We start from the raw sequence: 18,631 nt of genomic DNA on the forward strand, positions 1-18,631 counted from the left end.
CCCGCCTACTACTTTTCTTCCGTAGCGGGTGCGGCCGCCGGCATCGGCGCCGCGGCAGCAGCGGTCGAACCGCCTTCGCTCTTCAGAGTGACCAGCTTGCCATCCTTGATCTCGAAAACCGTAATGGCACCGTTCTTGATGTCACCCTTTTCGTCGAACTCGATCTTGCCGGTAACGCCGTTGTAGGCGGTCTTGCCGACCTCGGGCAGATATTTGGCCGGGTCAACCGAGTTGGCACGTTTCATGGAGTCGATCAGGACCATCACTGCGTCATAGCTGTACGGCGAATAGATCTGGATCGGGCCGTACTTGCTGGTGAAATCAGCCACAAACTTCTGGCCGTTCGGCAGCTTGTCGACCGGCAATCCGGCTTGCGTACAAATCACGCCTTCGGAGGCAGCGCCGGCAAGTTTGATCAGCTCCGGCGAGCAGCCACCGTCACCGGTGGTGAATTTGGCCTTGATGCCAAGTTCCTTCATCTGCTTGAGCATCGGGCCACCAACCGCGTCCATGCCGCCGAGGAAGATCACATCGGGATTCTTGGCTTTGATCTTGGTCAGAATAGCCTTGAAGTCGATCGCCTTGTCGTTGGTGAACTCACGCGCAACGACGGTCGCACCGTTGGCGACGGCGGCCTTCTCGACCTCGTCCGCCAGCCCCTGACCATACGCCGTACGGTCGTCGATGATGGCGATCTTCTTGGCGTGCATGTCCTTGGCGGCGTAGGTACCGACCACCGAACCTTGTTGAACGTCGTTGGCCATCACCCGGAAAGCCGTTTTGAAGCCCTGCTGCGTGTACTTCGGATTGGTCGCCGACGGCGAGATTTGCGGGAAACCAGCCTGGTTGTAGATTGCCGACGCCGGGATCGTGGTGCCCGAGTTCAGGTGACCGACGACGCCGGCGACTTTCGCATCAACCAACTTCTGGGCGACGACCGTACCGGTTTTCGGGTCGGCCTGATCGTCCTCACCGAGCAGTTCAAAGGTAATCAGCTTGCCGTCGATGACGATCTTCTGCGCATTGGCATCGTCGACAGCCAGACGAGCACCGTTCTCGTTGTCCTTGCCAAGGTGGGCGATCGGCCCGGTCAGCGGTGCGACGTGACCAATTTTGACGACCATCGTCGGCTGCGCCGCTGCCGCGGCCGCGACTGGCGCCGGAGCCGCCGCTTTCGGCTCTTCCTTCTTGCCACAACCAATGAGCGCCACAGACGCGGCGAGAACGACGAGCACACCAGGTATACGTACGTGGTTCATAGCTTTCATCTCCGATATTGTGTTTGTATTGGGCTAGCGAACGGCCGATTGTCGGAGCACATCCTGGCGTTGTCAACACGCATATTCGCTGCCGGGATGCATATCCAACCTTCGTAAAGAACAAACGACAAAAAAAAAACCGGCCACAGGCCGGTTTTTGCATTCAGCGATCACTTCAGGCTGAGGATCCACTTGGCCAGCGTGTTGGCCTCCTCGGGCGTCACCTTGTTCGGTGGCATCGGCACCGGACCCCAGGTGCCCTTACCGCCCTTGATGATCTTTTCGGCGAGCATCGGCTCGTCCTTGGCGGTGTACTTCTTGGCCACATCCTTGTACGCCGGACCAACGACCTTCTTGTCCACCTGGTGGCAAGTCAGGCAGTTCTTGGACTTGGCCAGCGCCTCGGCGTCTTCGGCCTGGACGGCGCCGGCAAACATCACGCCGGCGGCAGCCAGAAGGCTCACATAGATTGCTTTCATGCTCTTACTCCGTTCAGAAAGGTGGTTTGGAACGTCCCGATATTATTTCAGTTTGGCCCGCTTGCAAAGCCTGCTGAGACAAATCGCCCGTATTGCAAACGTTCCCGGCATAACGCACCAAGCAGGCAGATCGTTGACACGCGGCGCAGCCAGTCAGCGAGGAGGCGGGCATCAGCGGCGACCCGAGGCCAGCAGCACGACGCCAACGGTGATGAAAAAACCACCGAAAAGACGATTCTGCATGCGCACGGCCCGCGCGTCGCGCAGCCAGCGGCGCAAACGCCACACCAGCAGCGCGTAGCCGGACATCACCAGCGTGTCTACGGTGCACATGGTGATGCCGATCAGCGCAAACTGCGGCCACTGCGAAGTTGCTGGATCGACAAACTGCGGCACCAACGCGGCGATAAAGAGGATCGCCTTGGGGTTGCTCAGATTGACCAGCAGGCCCTGAACGAAAAGGCCTTCAGGGCGTCCCGGCAGCGCCGTTTGTTGATCGATGCCGGTGACCGGCGCCCGCCATTTCTGGATGCCGAGCCAGATCAGATAGGCGGCGCCGGCGCTCTTGAGCAAGTCGAAGGCGAAGGGCGAAGTGGCCAGCAGCGCGCCGAGTCCGGCGGCGACGATCGCCAGCTGGATCAGCAGCGCGGCCTGCAAGCCGACAATCGCCCGCAGCGCTAGCCGGTAACCGTACTGCACACTGGCGCTCATGCTGGTCACCGCGCCCGGGCCGGGAGTGACCGAGATCAGGATCGCCGCCAGCAGAAAGCCGAGCCAGAGATCGAAAGCCATCGGCGGTCGATCAACGCCTCGTCAATTGCTTCAGATCACGCACCGCACCGGTCGCCGCCGACGTCGCCATCAAGGCGTACGCCTGCAGGGCTTGCGATACAAACCGCGCGCGCGGCGCTGCCGGCTGCCAGGCAGATTCGCCGCGCGCGTCCATCGCGGCGCGACGCCTGCTCAGCTCGGAATCGGCGATCGCCAGGTGAATGCGCCGACCGGGAATGTCGATCTCGATCAGATCACCCTCTTCAACCAGACCGATGGCACCGCCTTCCGCCGCCTCCGGCGAAGCGTGCCCGATCGACAAGCCCGAAGTGCCACCGGAAAAGCGGCCATCAGTCAGCAAGGCACACGCCTTCCCCAGACCCTTGGACTTCAGGTACGACGTCGGATAGAGCATTTCCTGCATGCCCGGACCGCCTTTCGGACCTTCGTAGCGAATCACGACGACGTCTCCGGCGACCACCTGATCGCCGAGAATCGCCTGCACAGCGTCATCCTGACTCTCGAAAACGCGTGCCTTGCCGGAGAAAACCCAAATACTTTCATCGACGCCGGCGGTCTTCACGATGCAGCCATCGGTCGCCAGATTGCCATAGAGGACAGCCAGACCGCCGTCCTGCGAATAGGCATTGGCGAGATTGCGAATGCAGCCGTGCGCACGATCCAGGTCCAGCTCGGGATAGCGCCGCTTCTGCGAGAACGCCGTCTGTGTCGGGATGCCACCTGGCGCCGCCCTGAAGAAGTCGACCAGTTCCGTCGCCGGATTGCGCAGCACGTCCCAACGGTCGATCGCCTCGCCGAGCGTCGTCGCGTGCACCGTCGGCCGATCGCGATGAATAAGGCCGGCGCGGTCGAGCTCGCCGAGAATGGCGAAAATGCCGCCGGCACGGTGCACATCCTCGATATGGTAGTCCGGCGTCGCCGGTGCCACCTTGGCCAGACAGGGTACCTTGCGCGAAACACGGTCGATGTCGTCCATGGTGAAGCTCACCCCACCCTCCTGCGCCGCCGCCAGGATGTGCAACACGGTGTTGGTCGAGCCGCCCATCGACACATCGAGCGTCATGGCGTTCTCGAAGGCCTCGAAACTGCCAATCGAACGCGGCAGCACCGAAGCGTCGTCGTGCTGGTAATAGCGGCGGCACATCTCGACGATCTGCCGCCCGGCCTTGAGAAAAAGCTCCTTACGGTCAGCGTGGGTAGCGAGCAGCGTGCCATTGCCCGGGAGCGAAAAACCAAGCGCCTCGGTCAGACAGTTCATCGAGTTGGCGGTAAACATCCCGGAACACGAACCGCAGGTCGGGCAGGCCGAGCGTTCGAAGGAGTCGACCTCTTCGTCGGAACAATTGCTGTCGCCGCCCTTGACCATCGCATCGACGAGATCGATGGCAATCACCTTGCCACCCCAGTCAACCTTGCCGGCTTCCATCGGGCCACCGGAAACGAAGATCGTCGGGATGTTCACGCGCATCGCCGCCATCAGCATCCCCGGCGTGATCTTGTCGCAGTTCGAGATGCAGACCATGGCGTCGGCGCAGTGCCCATTGACCATGTACTCAACTGAATCGGCGATCAGGTCACGCGACGGCAGCGAATAAAGCATGCCGTCGTGCCCCATGGCGATGCCATCATCGATGGCGATGGTGTTGAACTCCTTGGCGATCCCGCCGGCCGCCTCGATCTCGCGCGCCACCAGTTGCCCCATATCCTTGAGGTGTACGTGGCCCGGAACGAACTGCGTAAACGAGTTGACGACGGCGATGATCGGCTTGCCGAAATCGCCGTCCTTCATGCCGGTAGCTCGCCACAGGGCGCGCGCACCAGCCATGTTGCGACCGTGCGTCGAGGTGCGGGAACGATAGTCGGGCATCAGCAATCTCCAGTCCAGAACACGCCCAGGAGTGGCGCGATATAATCGCGATTCTATCCGAAAGCCCCGTGGTGTTCGTGCCGTGTTGATCCATCCCCAGTTCGACCCTGTCGCCATTTCGCTCGGCCCCCTGAAAGTCCACTGGTACGGACTGATGTACCTGGCCGCGTTTTTCCAGTTCTGGTGGCTCGGTCGGCACCGCATCCTGACGCATCCGCAGTTGTCGAGCAGCGGCTGGAGCGTGCAACAACTCGACGACCTGCTGTTCTACGGCGTCCTTGGCGTGATTGCCGGCGGCCGCCTGGGCGAAGTGCTGTTCTACCAGCCGGCGTACTACCTAGCGCACCCCTTGCAGATTCTCGCCGTCTGGCAGGGTGGCATGTCTTTTCACGGCGGCTTCCTCGGCGTCCTCGTCGCGATGTGGCTGTACGCGCGCAAGACCGGCAAGACCTGGCTCGAAATCACCGATTTCATCGCGCCGCTGGTGCCGCTCGGCCTGGCTGCCGGACGCGTCGGCAACTTCATCAACGGCGAACTGTGGGGCCGGGTGGCTGATCCGTCCTTGCCGTGGGCGATGATTTTTCCATTGGTCGACCAACTGCCGCGCCATCCCTCGCAAATCTACCAGGCCGGCCTCGAAGGCCTCGTCCTGTTTACACTCCTGTGGTTTTATTCAGGGCGGGCGCGACCACGCGGCGCCGTTTCCGGGGTATTCCTCGTCGGCTACGGCAGCCTGCGCTGGGTCGCCGAGTATTTCCGTTCACCCGATGATGGTATCCTCGGGCTCTCATACACCGTCAGCATGGGGCAGTGGCTATCGCTGCCGATGGTCATGGCTGGCCTGATTTTTGTCGTTCTCGCCCATCGCCAGCGCGTCTGAGTTGGACGTGCGGCTTGCCGCGGGACGGAGGAGATAAGAATGTCGGAAGGCTTTGTTGTCCGGGGGCTGCGCCGGGTGCGCAAATTCCTCGGCGATGGTACCGGCCCACGCGAGCTCGAGGGCAAACACCTGGGACGCGTTCGCGAACTGCTTAAAGAATGCGCCAGTGGCGTTGGCGGCGAGGTTTCGGTCAGGCAGCGTGCCGCGCTCCTCGCCGAAACCTACCAGCATCTCAATGACGAAGGTCGCGCCACCTTCCTGAGCAGCATTGCCAACGACTTCGGCCCGGATCCGCAATGCGTCGACCAGGCGCACGTGGCGTATCAGGCGGCCATCGGCAGCGACCAGCAATGGCAAGCCGAATCGGCCTTACGCAATGCCATGCGCTCGTCGCGACTGCGCATTCTGACGCAATTCAACGCCTTGCCGCAGGGCGTCAAATTCCTCGTCGACCTGCGCGCCGACCTGCTGCGCTACCTCGACAAGGATCCCGCCCTGCGCTCGCTTGACCGCGAGCTCGAGTCGCGGCTCGGCGCCTGGTTCGACGTCGGCTTTCTCGAACTGCAACGCATTACCTGGAACTCACCGGCGGTGCTACTGGAAAAGTTGATCCAGTACGAGGCCGTGCATGAAATCCGCTCGTGGAGCGACCTGAAGAATCGACTCGATTCCGATCGCCGCTGCTACGCTTTTTTCCATCCACGGATGCCGATGGAGCCGCTGATCTTCGTCGAAGTTGCGCTGACCGAGCACCTCGCCGACAACGTCCAGACGCTGCTTGACGAGCATGCGCCGGTGTTCGATGCGCAACGGGCGAGTACCGCGATCTTCTATTCGATCTCCAACACTCAGCTCGGCCTGCGCGGCGTCTCGTTCGGCAATTTCCTGCTCAAGCGGGTGGTCGACGATCTCAAACGTGACTATCCGCGCCTCGACAGTTTTGCGACGCTTTCGCCGCTGCCGACCTTCCGGCGCTGGGCCGAAAAGAACCCTGACGCCTGGCGGAAGGCGTTCAGCGACGCCGACCTGGAGCGTATCAATCGCCGTTTGTTGCCCGAGATGACCGCAATTACCAGCGCCGATGACCTCGCCAAGCTGCTGTCGGTCGATCGCTGGGCCGCTGACCAACGACTGGCGCAAGCCCTGCAACATGGCTTGACACGCCTTGCCGCGCGCTACCTGCTGACCGCCAGCAAGGGTGACCAGCCTTACGATCCGGTCGCCCGCTTCCATCTCGGCAACGGCGCACGCATCGAGCGCCTCAATTACCTGGCCGACACCTCGGCACGCGGCAGCCAGCAATCGTATGGCCTGATGGTCAATTATGTATACGACCCTGATACCATCGAAGAAAACGTCGAAGCGTTTTCCCGCGGTGGCGAAATTGCAGCCGCTACCGCTCTACGTCGTTCTGCTCGCGACTGAGATCGCGCCGCCAGAACTTTTCCCTCCCTGCTACAGAGAAAGAACACTTCATGAGCCAACGCCCCTTCAAAGTCCTAGGTATCCAGCAAATCGCCATCGGCGGTCCCGACAAAATGAAAATGCGTAAATTGTGGATCGACATGCTCGGCCTCGAAATCACCGGCAACTTCGTCAGCGAACGTGAAAACGTCGATGAAGACATCGCCGCGATGGGCAGCGGCCCGTTCAAGGTCGAAGTCGACCTGATGCAACCCGTCGACCCCGAGAAGAAACCCGCCGTACACACCACGCCGCTCAATCACATCGGTCTGTGGATCGACGACCTGCCGACGGCGGTCGAGTGGCTGAGCGCCAACGGCGTTCGCTTCGCACCGGGCGGCATCCGCAAGGGCGCTGCCGGCTTTGACATCACCTTCCTGCATCCGAAAGCCAATGCCGAGTTCCCGATCTCCGGCGAAGGTGTGCTGATCGAGCTGGTCCAGGCACCGCCAGCCGTCGTTGAGGCTTTCGCCAAACTCGCCTGAACGCCGTATTGACGAGCGCCCGGCCGCCGGCCGGGCGCTCGTTTCTTTGCCCTTTGCCACCGCTCCCAGCGGCCCCCAGGCAAACGGACAACCGCGCCGCGCCGGACCAGAAACCCCTTGCTGTCCGCGCCGCCTGCCCCCTGAACTGTCCAGCAGCCAGAACGCCCCTCAGCAAACGTTCCGGGACACCGCCACGCCTCTGCACGTTTCGTGCGCAGCAATGTTCATTTTTGCGGAAAAATAAACGATAATTGCCGACCACGGCCATTCTGGCGCAAAGGGAAAAAGAAACATGCCAACCATTCCGGACGGCCTTGAATGGTCCAGTCGCCGCCTGCAGGCGGCAGCGCTCGCCGGCAGGCGTGCGCCAAGCCCCGAAATGGTCGCCCACGAAGTCGTCGGCGCAGCGCTCTTCCGACTGAGCCGCAGGCACACGCCAGCGTTCGTCCGGAACGTGGCATAAGGCGCAGAAGCGTGATGGCCCACCTGGCACACGATGCAGCCCGGATCATGAAAATCATGCCTGCAGCCCTCTCACTTGCAGTGCGCATTCCGGCTTACACGCTGGAATCGTTCGCCGGGCAGGGAGCAGGCTCCCTGAATTCCCCGCCTCACCCCGGCCCTTCTCGCGCCAGTGGAGAATTGAGCTCCTTGAGCCGCGGACGCGACTCAAACGGCAAAGAAATCCCTACGTCTCGCTCGTTCACGGAGCCGTAAGCGGCTCGGACAAACCGTGTCGAGGCCGACGGCAGCCGCCGTCTGTTTTCTGCCACGACAATTGTTCCGGTGTCGCCGGCAAGGACAGCGTCCCCTTCGAGCAGTCACGCTTTCTTGCCAGGATGCACTTGAATCACCTACCGATTTTTTGGCCACACCAAGGAGGCATAAATGAGCGAAAACACACCCGCCCAAGAGGAAGTTGTACCGGAAGGCAATCAAGCGAAGGCTGAAGACGTGACCGAGGGGAAGACCGTTGCGCCCGTAGCGCCGACGGCCACGCCAGCCAAAGCCACGCCAAAACCGGCGGCTGCCAAGGCCTCAAGCAAGGCCGAAGAAGCAAAACCGGCGGCAGCCAAAGCCACAGCCAAGGCCCAGGAAACAAAGGCAGCGGCGAAGCCGGAAAAGGCCAAGGAGCAGAAAGCGGCAAAAGAAAAACCTGCCGAAAGCAAACCGGAAGCCGCCGACAAGGACAAAAACCGCGAGACCGAAAGCGTCAAAAGCACGCGCAAGAAGCCGCTCAAGACGAAGAACTACGAGAAGGCGCTGTCGACCCTGCAAGTCGAGCTGGTCAAGCTGCAGGAGTGGATCAAGTTCAAGAAATTGAAAGTCGTCGTTCTCTTCGAGGGACGCGACGCCGCCGGCAAAGGCGGCACGATCAAGCGCATCACCGAGAGCCTCAGCCCGCGCGTCACGCGTGTCGCCGCTCTGCCGGCACCGACCGACCGGGAAACGGGCCAGTGGTATTTCCAGCGCTACGTCCAGCACCTGCCCGCTGGCGGCGAAATGGTCCTCTTCGATCGCAGCTGGTACAACCGGGCTGGCGTCGAACGCGTGATGGGCTTTTGCACCGACGAGGAATACCGCGAGTTCCTGCGCAGTTGCCCCGAGTTCGAGCGCATGCTCGTCCGCAGCGGCATCATCCTCATCAAATACTGGTTCTCGGTCAGCAACGAGGAGCAGGAGCGCCGTTTCCAGAAACGCATTTTCCACCCGGAAAAGCAGTGGAAGCTCAGCCCGATGGACCTGCAATCGCGCGCCCGCTGGGTCGAATACTCACGCGCCAAGGACAATATGTTCGCGCACACCGACATCAAGCAAGCGCCGTGGTTTGTCGTCGACGGCGACGACAAGAAGCGCGCCCGCCTGAACGTCATCACGCACCTGCTCAACATGATCGACTATGAGGATCTGACACCCGAGGCGATCGTCCTGCCGCCGCGGCAGGAAGAAACCGGCTATGTGCGGCCGCCGATGTCGGACCAGACCTTCATTCCCGAGGTGTACTGAGGTTCCGAGCACCAAACGGACCGACTTCACCCCGAAAAAAAACCCCGCTACGGCGGGGTTTTTTGCACATGGCGATCGCTGCGGCGCACTATCGTCGGGCGGTCGCCGCCTGCGCTATTTGTAATAACCGACCGCACACACCTGGTCGCCGACCTTGGTGACGTAGACCACCTTGTTCACCGGATCGGTCTGGCCCGGGCGCGGCCACATGTAGGAAACCTCGACAATCACCCCGTCCTTGGCGGCCGCGTAAACGTCGACGCCGAGCGGCTTGCCGGCCTTGTCCTTGAGATCCTTCAGGCTCTTGCCGACCAGCGACGGATGCGCGGTGAAGTTGCCGTCAGGGCCCCCACAGTAGGGATAGAGGTCTCTGTCCTTGAACCCTCCTTCGCCCTTGGTGAACATCTCGAGCGCCTTGGCCTTGTTGGCATTGACCGCGGCGATTGCCTTTTCGAGCATGGCTTTCGCTTCGGCTGGCGAGCCGTATTCGCCTGCCCAGGCACTACCTGCCATCGCGAAAACGGCGATTGCTGACAGCATTGCAAATTTGCGTAGCATCGATACTCTCCTCATGAAGATTAGCGGACTACAAGCACCTGCGACAAGCGCGCAGGCGAGGGAGAAAACCCCTCGTAAAGAATGGTAACAAAAAAATAAGCCCGACGAACAAGCACGGCCAGTAGTTCAAATGCCGTGCCGGCGGCCGTGTCGCAGGATTCGCTTCGTCACGCTTGCACATCGCCGCGGCAGCTGTTTACCATCGACTGTCGCTCGCGCCAGGAAAGCCCGCTCAGAATGCCACTGCACATCGCCACGCCGCTGCTCGAATCGCGCCCACTGAGTCGCGCCGCCCGCTGTTCGGTGTGGCTCAAGCTGGAAGCACTGCAAGCACCCGGTTCGTTCAAGATTCGCGGCATCGGTGCCGCCTGTGAGGAGTACAGCCGGCGCGGCGCGCGGCGCTTCGTTTCCTCGTCGGGCGGCAATGCCGGCCTGGCAGTCGCCTACGCCGGCCGCCGCCTGTCGATCCCGGTCACCGTCGTGGTACCGGAAACGACCTCGGCGCGGGCGCGTGAGTTGTTGCGGCAGGAAGACGCGGAAATCATCGTTCATGGCGACTCCTGGCACGAGGCGAACATCCGCGCGCTGTCGATGATCGAAGAGTCGGACGCCTTTGTGCACCCCTTTGACGACCCCCTGCTGTGGCACGGCCATGCCAGCCTGATCGACGAGCTGGCCAGTTCGACCCTGGCCCCGGATGCCATCGTGCTGTCGGTGGGCGGCGGCGGGCTGCTCTGCGGCGTCATCGAAGGCCTGCATCGCAACGGCCTCGGACATATCCCGGTGATCGCCGTCGAAACCGAAGGCGCGGCCTCGTTCAATCGCTCGCGACAAGCGGGGCGGCTGGTCGAACTCGAAAAGATCACCAGCATCGCCACCTCGCTCGGCGCCAAGCGCGTCTGCGAGCAGGCGTTTCAGTGGTCGAAGGAGCATCCGATCGACAGCCTGGTGGTCTCCGACGGTGCCGCGCTCAGCGCCTGCGAACGCTTTCTCGCCGACCACCGGCTACTCGTCGAGCCGGCCTGCGGCGCCAGCCTGTCGCTGGCCTACGACGCCGCACCGGAACTCCAGGGCTTGGCCACGGTCCTCTTCATCGTCTGCGGCGGCGCCACCGCGACCATCGACCAGATCCGCGAATGGTCAGCAGCCAACCGGGACAAGGCCAGCTGAACGGCGTGTTGCGGGCGCAGGCAAGCCGCCTGGACAGCCTATAATCGCGCACCCGTCAGGCGCGTTCACCACTGCCGCCTGGCGCTCCAGCCAGCCACCCGAGAAGAGCCAACCATGAGTACGAATTCCAGCCGCACTGAAAGCGACAAGGACCTTCCCCTGCGCGAGGACATCCGCCTGCTGGGGCGGATTCTCGGCGACACGGTCAGCCAGCAGGAAGGTAGCGAGGTCTTCGACGTCGTCGAGCGCATCCGCCAGAACTCGGTGCGTTTCGATCGCGATCTCGACGAAGGCGCACGCATCGAACTGGAGAGAATCCTCAACGAACTACCACGCGACACCATGCTGGCGGTGATCCGCTCCTTCACCTATTTCCTGCATCTGGCCAACATCGCCGAAGACGAGCACCATGTCCGCCGTCGGCGAGCACACGAAATGATTGCTTCGCCAGCGCGCGACGGCAGCCTGGAGCTGGCCATTTCCCGGCTGCTGGCGGCCGGCGTCAGCGCCGACCGACTGCGTTCCTGCCTCGAGCACGCGCTGATCTCACCGGTGCTGACGGCGCACCCGACCGAAGTCAGCCGCAAGAGCATCCTCTACTGCCAGCACGAGGTCAGAGGATTGCTCGACGATCGTGATCGGCGACGCCTGACGCCGGCCGAGCTGGCCGCCAACGAGCTGGCGCTGCGCCGCGCCGTGCTCACGCTGTGGCGCACGCGCATGGTTCGTTCGACGCGCCTGGCGGTGATCGACGAGGTCAAGAACGGTATCAGCTACTTCGACGAAACCTTCTTCGTCGAACTGCCACGCCTCTATTGCCAGTTCGAAGACCAGCTCGCCGAGGCCTTCCCCGGACAGAACTGGGCGCTGCCGAACTTCTTCCGGGTCGGTTCCTGGATCGGCGGCGACCGCGATGGCAACCCCTTCGTCACCGCCGACATCCTGCGTGAGAGCGTCCGCCGGCAGTCGATCGCCGCCTTCGATTTCTATCTGGGCGAGATCCACGCCCTGGGCAGGGAACTGCCGCTGTCGCATACCCTGGTCGACGTCTCCGACGCCCTCGCAGCGCTCGCCGAAGCCTCGCCGGACGCCGCACCCCAACGCCTCGACGAGCCCTACCGACGCGCGCTCACCGGCATCTATGCGCGCCTGGCGGCGACCTCCAGCGCGCTCGACCAGCACGAGTCGCCGGAGCACGCGGTCGGCGTCGCCGCCGCCTACGCGGCGCCAGAAGAGATCGTCGCCGACCTGCAGATCCTGATCGATTCGCTGCTCGCCAATGGTGCCGAACTGGTCGCCGGCGGCCGCCTGCGCAGCCTGGTCCGCGCCATCGGCGTCTTCGGTTTCCATCTGGCGCCGATCGACCTGCGCCAGAACTCCGAGGTGCATGCACGCACGGTCGGCGAACTGCTCGCCAGGGCGCAGCGCTGCGCCGACTACGCCCAGCTCGACGAGGCGGCACGGATCGAACTGCTGACCGACGAGATCGCCAGTCCGCGCCCGCTGTACTCGCCGCACATCGCGTATTCGGCCGAAACGCTCGGCGAACTGGCGATCTTCTTCGCCGCCCGTGAGCTGCGCCAGCGCTACGGCGCCACGGCCCTGCCGAACTGCATCATCTCGAAGACCGACGGCGTCTCCGACCTCCTCGAAGTCGCCCTGCTGCTCAAGGAAGCCGGCCTGCTGGTACCGGGCGAAACACCGCAACTGGCGCTCAACATCATCCCGCTGTTCGAGACCATCGACGACCTGCAGCGCGCCCCGGCAGTGATGCAGCAACTCTTCGCGCTGCCCGCCTACCGGGCGCTGGTCAGCGCCCGCGGCGACCAGCACGAGGTCATGCTCGGCTATTCGGACAGCAACAAGGACGGCGGCTTCCTGACCTCGGGCTGGGAACTGTACAAGGCCGAGATCGGCCTGACCGGAGTCTTTGCCGAGCACGCGATTCGCCTGCGCCTGTTTCACGGGCGTGGCGGCAGCGTCGGTCGCGGCGGCGGGCCGAGCTACGACGCCATCCTCGCGCAGCCGGCTGGCGCCGTCGCCGGCCAGATCCGGATTACCGAGCAGGGCGAAGTGATCGCTTCGAAATACGCCAACCCCGAAGTCGGCCGCCGCAACCTCGAAATTCTCGCCGCCGCGACTCTCGAAGAGACGCTGCTCGGCAACGACCGCGAGAGCCTGCCGACCAGGGACTTCCATCAGGCCATGGAGGAATTGTCGACGTTGGCATTCCAGGCGTATCGCCAGCTGGTCTATGAAACGCCGGGTTTCACCCGCTATTTCCGCGAATCGACGCCGATCCTCGAAATCGCCACGCTGAACATCGGCAGCCGACCCGCGTCGCGCAGCAGCTCCGAGCGCATCGAAGACCTGCGCGCCATCCCCTGGGTCTTCTCCTGGGCGCAGTGTCGACTGATGCTGCCAGGCTGGTATGGCTTCGGCAACGCCGTCAGGCGCTGGCGCGCCGAGCGGCCCGACGGTCTGGCGCTGCTCCAGGAGATGTACCGCCGCTGGCCCTTCTCCCGCACCCTGCTGTCGAACATGGACATGGTCCTGGCCAAGTCGGATCTGGCGATCGCCTCGCGCTATGCCGAACTGTCAGCGACGCCGAACTGCGCCGCGACATCTTCGCGCGCATCAGCGAGAAATGGCACGCCAGCCGCGAAGCCCTGCTGGCGATCAGCGGCCACGACGAACAGCTCGCCGACAACCCGCTGCTGCAGCGTTCGATGCGCAACCGTTTCCCCTACATCGACCTGCTCAACCATCTGCAGGTCGAGCTCCTGCACCGGCTGCGCGCCGGTGACGACGACATCCGCCTGCAACGCGGCAGCCTGATCACCATCAACGGCATCGCCGCCGGGCTGCGCAACAGCGGCTGAGCCAGCGCCGCGCGGGCGGCGGCAACACCGCCCTCCTCATCATCCTCGCCTGCCGGCGGTGAGTTGAACTCGCTGGCCGCCGCGTCTTTACCTGTCTTTGCAAACCGCGACGTCCGTTAACCTGCCAGCGGCGATAATGTCGGCCTGATATTCTCTTACTGCACCGCCAGCGCGGCCGGGCGGCGCGCCAACAGCGTCAGTCGGCGGGCGCTGCAGGCCCTGGCAAAGGCGCCGACGCACCAACAACGCCGAACGCCACCGCCCTGCCGCCTGACCGCGTACAGTGGCGGACTTCCCTGTACAAGACCCCTGGGCGACGGCTGCCATGCCGGCGCCGGAGAACCGTGTGAAACGCTCGCTACGCCTCACCATCATCCTGATCGCCGCCGTGCTCGTCGTCGGCGGCGCCTTCCTGGCCTTCCGTTTCGGCCCCGGCAGCGCTAACCGCGCCAGCAGCGGCGACGCCAAAGCTGGCGCCACGCAGCCGGCGAAACGTACGGCGCTGGCGGTGAGCACGGTGCAGCCGCAACAGGCCAGCTGGTCGCAACAAGTCAGCGTCAGCGGCGGCGTTTTTCCCTGGCAGGAAGCGGTGATCGCCGCCGAAACCAGCGGCCTGCGCGTCGTCAAGGTGGCGGTCGATGTCGGCAGCGTCGTTCGCCGCGGCCAGTTGCTCGCCGAGCTCGCGCGCGACAGCGTCGAGGCCGCCCTCGCGCAGCAGGAAGCGAACGTCGCCAAGGCCAAAGCCAGCCTCGCCGAAGCCCACGCCAACGGCGACCGGGCGCGCCGCGTCAAGGGCACCGGCGTCTTCTCCGAGCAGCTGATCAACCAGTACCTGACCGCCGAGCAGAGCGCCAGTGCGTCGGTCGCGGCGGCCAGCGCGGCGCTGCAGAGCGAGCGCGTGCGCCTCGCCCAGACGCGCATCGTCGCCCCCGACGACGGCGTCATCAGCAGCCGCAGCGCGACGCTGGGCAGCGTCGTGCAGGCCGGCAACGAACTGTTTCGCCTACTCCGCGGCAACCGCCTCGAATGGCGCGCCGAGGTCTCGGCCGAGCAGCTGGCGAGCGTCGCGCCGGGCCAGACCGCGCAGCTGCGGCTGGCCGACGGCTCGTCGCTGAGCGGCCGCGTGCGCATGCTGGCGCCGACGCTGGACCCGAGCAGCCGCAAGGCGCTGGTTTACGTCGACCTGCCGCTCGACAGCGCCGCGCGCGCCGGCATGTTCGCCAGCGGCGAAATCGTCAGCGGCAACACCACGGCGACCGTTCTGCCGGCTTCGGCGGTCATCCTGCGCGACGGCCACAGCTACGTCTTCGCGGTCGGCGAACACGACATCGTCCGCCAGCTGCCGGTCGACACCGGCCGCCGCGACGGCAGCCAGGTCGAGATCCTGACGGCGCTGCCGGCCGATTCGCGCATCGTCGCCAGCGGCGGCGCCTTCCTCAACGACGGCGACGCGGTACGCGTCGAAGCGGCGCCGGCCAAGGTCGCCCAATGAACGTTTCCGCCTGGGCGATCCGCAATCCGGTTCCGGCGCTGCTGCTGTTCGTCCTGCTGACCTTCCTCGGCATCAGCAGCTTCCGCTCGCTGGGAATCCAGAACTTCCCCGATATCGAGCTGCCGACGATCACCATCGCCGCCACCTACGAAGGTGTCGCGCCAGCGCAGATGGAAACCGAGGTGGCGCGCAAGATCGAGGATCAGGTCGCATCACTCGGCGGCATCGAGCACATCACGACGACGCTCACCGACGGTTCGGCGTCGATCAAGGTCGCCTTCAACATCGACAAGAACTCCGAGGTGGCGCTCAACGAGGTGCGCAACGCGCTCGATACGGTGCGCGCCGACCTGCCGGCGGCGATGCGCGACCCGGTGGTTTCCAAGGTCACGACCTCGGGCAGCGCCATCCTGACCTACGCGCTGCGCTCCGAACGCCTCGACGAAGAGGCGCTGTCGTGGTTCGTCGACAACGACGTCGCCAAGGCGATGCTCGCCGTCAAGGGCGTCGGCAAGGTCGCGCGCGTCGGTGGCGTAGACCGCGAGGTGCAGGTCGATCTCGACACCGCCCGCCTGGCCGCTCTCGGCGTCACCGCCGCCGACGTTTCGAGCGCGCTGCGGCAGGTGCAGCAGGACGCCTCGGGCGGCCGCGGCGACATCGGCAACGGCGTCCAGGCGGTGCGCACGCTGGCCGCGGTGGCCACCGTCGCCGACATCGCCGCGCTCGAGATCCCGCTCGCTGGCGGCCGCCGCGTCCGTCTCGGCGACGTCGCCAAGGTTCGTGACGGCGTCGCCGAGCGCAGCAACATCACGCTGCTCGACGGCCAGCCGGTGGTCGGCTTCGAAGTCACGCGCATCAAGGGCGCCAGCGAAGTCGCGGTGGCCAACGCCGTGCGCCAGGCGGTGCGCAAGCTGCAGGAGAAGAACCCCCTGGTGCACATCGAAGAGGCCTTCAATACCGTCGCGCCGGTGCAGGACAACTTCGACGGCTCGATGGAACTGCTCTACGAAGGCGCCTTGCTGGCGATCCTCGTCGTCTGGTGGTTCCTGCGCGACTGGCGTGCGACGCTGGTTGCGGCGACCGCGTTGCCGCTGTCGATCATCCCCACCTTCGCCGCCATGTATTACCTCGACTTCAGCCTCAACACGCTGACCCTGCTGGCGCTGGCGCTGGTCGTCGGCATCCTGGTCGACGACGCGATCGTCGAGATCGAGAACATCGTCCGCCACCTGCAAATGGGCAAGACGCCGCTCGAGGCGGCCACCGAAGCCGCCGACGAGATCGGCCTGGCGGTGATCGCCACCACCTTCACGCTGGTCGCGGTGTTCCTGCCGACAGCCTTCATGGGCGGCGTTCCCGGCAAATTCTTCAAGCAGTTCGGCATCACCGCCGCCGTCGCGGTGCTCGCCTCGCTGCTCGTCGCGCGCCTGCTGACGCCGATGATGGCCGCCTACTTCCTCAAGGCGCACGGTGCGCCGCCGGCCGACAGCCGCCTGATGACGCGCTTCCTCGCCTCGGCAAGCTGGTGCCTGCACCACCGCAAGACGACGGCACTGGCCGCGATCGTCTTCTTCGTCGGTTCGCTGTCACTGCTACCGCTGCTGCCGACCGGCTTCGTCCCCGCCGCCGATCGCGCGCAGACCAAAGTGAGCATCGAACTGCAACCCGGCAGCACGCTCCAGGAGACGCTGGCCATCGCCGCGCAGGCGCGCACGCTGCTCGAAGAAATGCCCGAAGTGACGCGCGTCTTCAGCGCCGTCGGCCGCAGCTCGGGTGGCAATGATGGTCCGTTTGCGGGTAGCGGCAGCAGCGACGTGCGCAAGGCAACGCTGAACGTCAGCCTGGTCTCGCGCCACGACCGCGCCAAGCAGAGCGTCGTCGAAGCCGACATCCGCAAGCGCATGGCGGCACTGCCCGGCGCGCGGGTATCGGTCGGCGCCGGCCAGACCGGCGAAAACCTCAAGCTGGTGCTCGCCGGCGAGGACCCCGAAGCGCTGCGCCTGGCCAGCCAGGCCGTAACCCGCGAGCTGCGCACGCTCAAGGGAATCGGCAACGTCACCTCGGGCGCCAGCCTGCAGCGCCCGGAAATCCACATCACGCCGGACTTCGCCCGCGCCGCCGATCTCGGCGTCACCGCCGCGGCGATGGCCGGCGTCATTCGCGTCGCCACCGCCGGCGATTACGACGCCAACCTGCCCAAGCTCAACCTGGCGCAGCGCCAGATCCCAATTCGCGTCCGCCTCGACGAAGGCCTGCGCCACGACCTCGACGCCGTCCGCCAGCTGCGCGTTCCGGCCAGCAAGGGCGCGGTGCCACTCGAGACCGTCGCCGACATCCGCATGGGCAGCGGCCCGGCGCAAATCGACCGCCTCGACCGCCAGCGCAACGTCACCATCGACGTCGAACTCGGCAGCCGCGACCTCGGCGCTGTCGTCGCCGAGGCCAACGAACTGCCGGCACTCAAGGGCCTGCCGCCGGGAATCAGCCGACCGCCGTCGGGCGACGCCGAACGCATGGCCGAACTCTTCGGCAGCTTCGGCTCGGCGATGCTGATCGGCGTGCTGTTCATCTACGTCGTGCTGGTGCTGCTCTTCCACGACTTCCTGCAACCCGCGACGATCCTCGCCGCGCTGCCGCTGTCGGTCGGCGGCGCCTTCTTCGCCCTGTTGGTCACGCACAACAGCTTCTCGATGCCGTCGGTGATCGGCCTCTTGATGCTCATGGGAATCGTCACCAAGAACTCGATCCTGCTCGTCGAGTACGCCGTGATGGCCCGACGCGAACACGGCATGGCGCGCTACGAAGCGCTGATCGACGCCTGCCACAAACGCGCCAAACCGATCCTGATGACCACCATCGCCATGGTCGCCGGGATGACGCCGATCGCGCTCGGGCTCGGCGCCGAGCCGAGTTTCCGATCGCCAATGGCGATTGCGGTGATTGGCGGGCTGGTGACGTCTACGGTGCTGAGTCTGCTGGTGATTCCGGTGGTGTTTACTTATGTGGATGATTTGTTGTTGTTGCTGAAGCGGGTGGCTGGCAGGCTGCATCGGGCGAATCATGGGGTGGGGACGGCCGGGGAGTGAACGGGGCGAAGCGGTCGCTGTTGCGTTCGCGAGTAGCCGCGACAGCCTGAAGGACATTGGCAGTTGTTTCGGCTTACACTACGTACGTTAGAAGAATCGTAACGATGGCAGGGGAAGCGGGCAGCGAAGCAGAAGGAAAAACCCGCGCGCGTGCTTAAAACGAACGGCAGCCAGCAGGAGACAGCGTGGCCCCTACAGTCGTCCGCGATG

At 64.5% G+C, this 18,631-nt stretch carries 13 protein-coding genes and 1 pseudogene; 9 read left to right on the forward strand and 5 right to left on the reverse strand.

What is annotated here, in order from left to right; translation table 11 throughout:
• Positions 1 to 8: 8 nt before the first annotated feature.
• The 4 genes from QZ656_RS19200 to ilvD all read right to left on the reverse strand — a co-directional run bounded on the left by QZ656_RS19200 (position 9) and on the right by ilvD (position 4,397).
• Positions 9 to 1,259 carry a branched-chain amino acid ABC transporter substrate-binding protein gene (locus tag QZ656_RS19200; RefSeq protein ID WP_291994893.1) on the reverse strand — a complete coding sequence of 417 codons (1,251 nt, stop codon included), beginning with the start codon at positions 1,257 to 1,259 and terminating at the stop codon, positions 9 to 11.
• 170 nt (positions 1,260 to 1,429) lie between these two features.
• On the reverse strand, positions 1,430 to 1,738 hold the full coding sequence (locus QZ656_RS19205; protein ID WP_291994894.1) for a c-type cytochrome: 309 nt from the start codon (positions 1,736 to 1,738) through the stop codon (positions 1,430 to 1,432).
• 171 nt (positions 1,739 to 1,909) lie between these two features.
• Positions 1,910 to 2,530, reverse strand: coding sequence for a homoserine/homoserine lactone efflux protein (gene rhtB / locus QZ656_RS19210; protein WP_291994895.1), 621 nt, complete (start codon positions 2,528 to 2,530; stop codon positions 1,910 to 1,912).
• A 10-nt stretch (positions 2,531 to 2,540) separates the two neighbouring features.
• Positions 2,541 to 4,397: a dihydroxy-acid dehydratase gene (gene ilvD, locus QZ656_RS19215; protein ID WP_291994896.1), complete on the reverse strand. Its 1,857-nt coding sequence runs from the start codon at positions 4,395 to 4,397 to the stop codon at positions 2,541 to 2,543.
• 82 nt (positions 4,398 to 4,479) lie between these two features.
• Between ilvD and lgt the strand changes: the two genes are divergently transcribed.
• The 5 genes from lgt to ppk2 all read left to right on the forward strand — a co-directional run bounded on the left by lgt (position 4,480) and on the right by ppk2 (position 9,233).
• Complete coding sequence (gene lgt / locus QZ656_RS19220) at positions 4,480 to 5,277, forward strand: prolipoprotein diacylglyceryl transferase (RefSeq protein WP_291994897.1); 798 nt, start codon at positions 4,480 to 4,482, stop codon at positions 5,275 to 5,277.
• Positions 5,278 to 5,316: 39 nt separating this feature from the next.
• The gene (locus QZ656_RS19225) at positions 5,317 to 6,702 is read left to right on the forward strand and encodes a malonyl-CoA decarboxylase (protein ID WP_291994898.1); all 1,386 of its coding nucleotides are present in this window, start codon (positions 5,317 to 5,319) and stop codon (positions 6,700 to 6,702) included.
• A gap of 50 nt (positions 6,703 to 6,752) precedes the next feature.
• Positions 6,753 to 7,226, forward strand: a complete 474-nt coding sequence (locus QZ656_RS19230; RefSeq protein WP_291994899.1) for a VOC family protein — start codon at positions 6,753 to 6,755, stop codon at positions 7,224 to 7,226.
• A 292-nt stretch (positions 7,227 to 7,518) separates the two neighbouring features.
• On the forward strand, positions 7,519 to 7,689 hold the full coding sequence (locus QZ656_RS19235; RefSeq protein ID WP_291994900.1) for a hypothetical protein: 171 nt from the start codon (positions 7,519 to 7,521) through the stop codon (positions 7,687 to 7,689).
• A 425-nt stretch (positions 7,690 to 8,114) separates the two neighbouring features.
• Positions 8,115 to 9,233, forward strand: coding sequence for a polyphosphate kinase 2 (gene ppk2 / locus QZ656_RS19240; protein ID WP_291994901.1), 1,119 nt, complete (start codon positions 8,115 to 8,117; stop codon positions 9,231 to 9,233).
• Between the two features lie 114 nt (positions 9,234 to 9,347).
• Here ppk2 and QZ656_RS19245 read toward each other — a convergent pair whose 3' ends face one another.
• Positions 9,348 to 9,791, reverse strand: a complete 444-nt coding sequence (locus QZ656_RS19245) for a cache domain-containing protein (protein WP_291994902.1) — start codon at positions 9,789 to 9,791, stop codon at positions 9,348 to 9,350.
• 237 nt (positions 9,792 to 10,028) lie between these two features.
• On the opposite strand from QZ656_RS19245, the gene QZ656_RS19250 reads away from it, so the two are divergent.
• The 4 genes and pseudogenes from QZ656_RS19250 to QZ656_RS19265 all read left to right on the forward strand — a co-directional run bounded on the left by QZ656_RS19250 (position 10,029) and on the right by QZ656_RS19265 (position 18,421).
• Positions 10,029 to 10,961, forward strand: coding sequence for a pyridoxal-phosphate dependent enzyme (locus QZ656_RS19250; protein ID WP_291994903.1), 933 nt, complete (start codon positions 10,029 to 10,031; stop codon positions 10,959 to 10,961).
• Between the two features lie 114 nt (positions 10,962 to 11,075).
• Positions 11,076 to 13,843: pseudogene (ppc, locus tag QZ656_RS19255) on the forward strand (phosphoenolpyruvate carboxylase).
• A 346-nt stretch (positions 13,844 to 14,189) separates the two neighbouring features.
• Complete coding sequence (locus QZ656_RS19260) at positions 14,190 to 15,335, forward strand: efflux RND transporter periplasmic adaptor subunit (protein ID WP_291994904.1); 1,146 nt, start codon at positions 14,190 to 14,192, stop codon at positions 15,333 to 15,335.
• On the forward strand, positions 15,332 to 18,421 hold the full coding sequence (locus QZ656_RS19265) for an efflux RND transporter permease subunit (protein ID WP_291994905.1): 3,090 nt from the start codon (positions 15,332 to 15,334) through the stop codon (positions 18,419 to 18,421). The genes QZ656_RS19260 and QZ656_RS19265 overlap by 4 nt, the downstream gene beginning before the upstream one ends.
• Positions 18,422 to 18,631 lie beyond the last annotated feature (210 nt).

The organism is Candidatus Accumulibacter sp. ACC003 (assembly GCF_907163085.1).
In the GTDB taxonomy this organism is placed as follows: Bacteria; Pseudomonadota; Gammaproteobacteria; order Burkholderiales; family Rhodocyclaceae; genus Accumulibacter.

Bases quoted from the DNA above. Each gene is read 5' to 3' on its own strand.
- QZ656_RS19245 (WP_291994902.1), bottom strand. From the start codon at position 9,791: ATGCTACGCAAATTTGCAATGCTGTCAGCAATCGCCGTTTTCGCGATG.
- QZ656_RS19265 (WP_291994905.1), top strand. From the start codon at position 15,332: ATGAACGTTTCCGCCTGGGCGATCCGCAATCCGGTTCCGGCGCTGCTG.
- QZ656_RS19235 (WP_291994900.1), top strand. From the start codon at position 7,519: ATGCCAACCATTCCGGACGGCCTTGAATGGTCCAGTCGCCGCCTGCAG.
- ppk2 (WP_291994901.1), top strand. From the start codon at position 8,115: ATGAGCGAAAACACACCCGCCCAAGAGGAAGTTGTACCGGAAGGCAAT.
- QZ656_RS19225 (WP_291994898.1), top strand. From the start codon at position 5,317: ATGTCGGAAGGCTTTGTTGTCCGGGGGCTGCGCCGGGTGCGCAAATTC.
- QZ656_RS19200 (WP_291994893.1), bottom strand. From the start codon at position 1,259: ATGAACCACGTACGTATACCTGGTGTGCTCGTCGTTCTCGCCGCGTCT.
- QZ656_RS19250 (WP_291994903.1), top strand. From the start codon at position 10,029: ATGCCACTGCACATCGCCACGCCGCTGCTCGAATCGCGCCCACTGAGT.
- ilvD (WP_291994896.1), bottom strand. From the start codon at position 4,397: ATGCCCGACTATCGTTCCCGCACCTCGACGCACGGTCGCAACATGGCT.
- QZ656_RS19205 (WP_291994894.1), bottom strand. From the start codon at position 1,738: ATGAAAGCAATCTATGTGAGCCTTCTGGCTGCCGCCGGCGTGATGTTT.
- rhtB (WP_291994895.1), bottom strand. From the start codon at position 2,530: ATGGCTTTCGATCTCTGGCTCGGCTTTCTGCTGGCGGCGATCCTGATC.
- QZ656_RS19230 (WP_291994899.1), top strand. From the start codon at position 6,753: ATGAGCCAACGCCCCTTCAAAGTCCTAGGTATCCAGCAAATCGCCATC.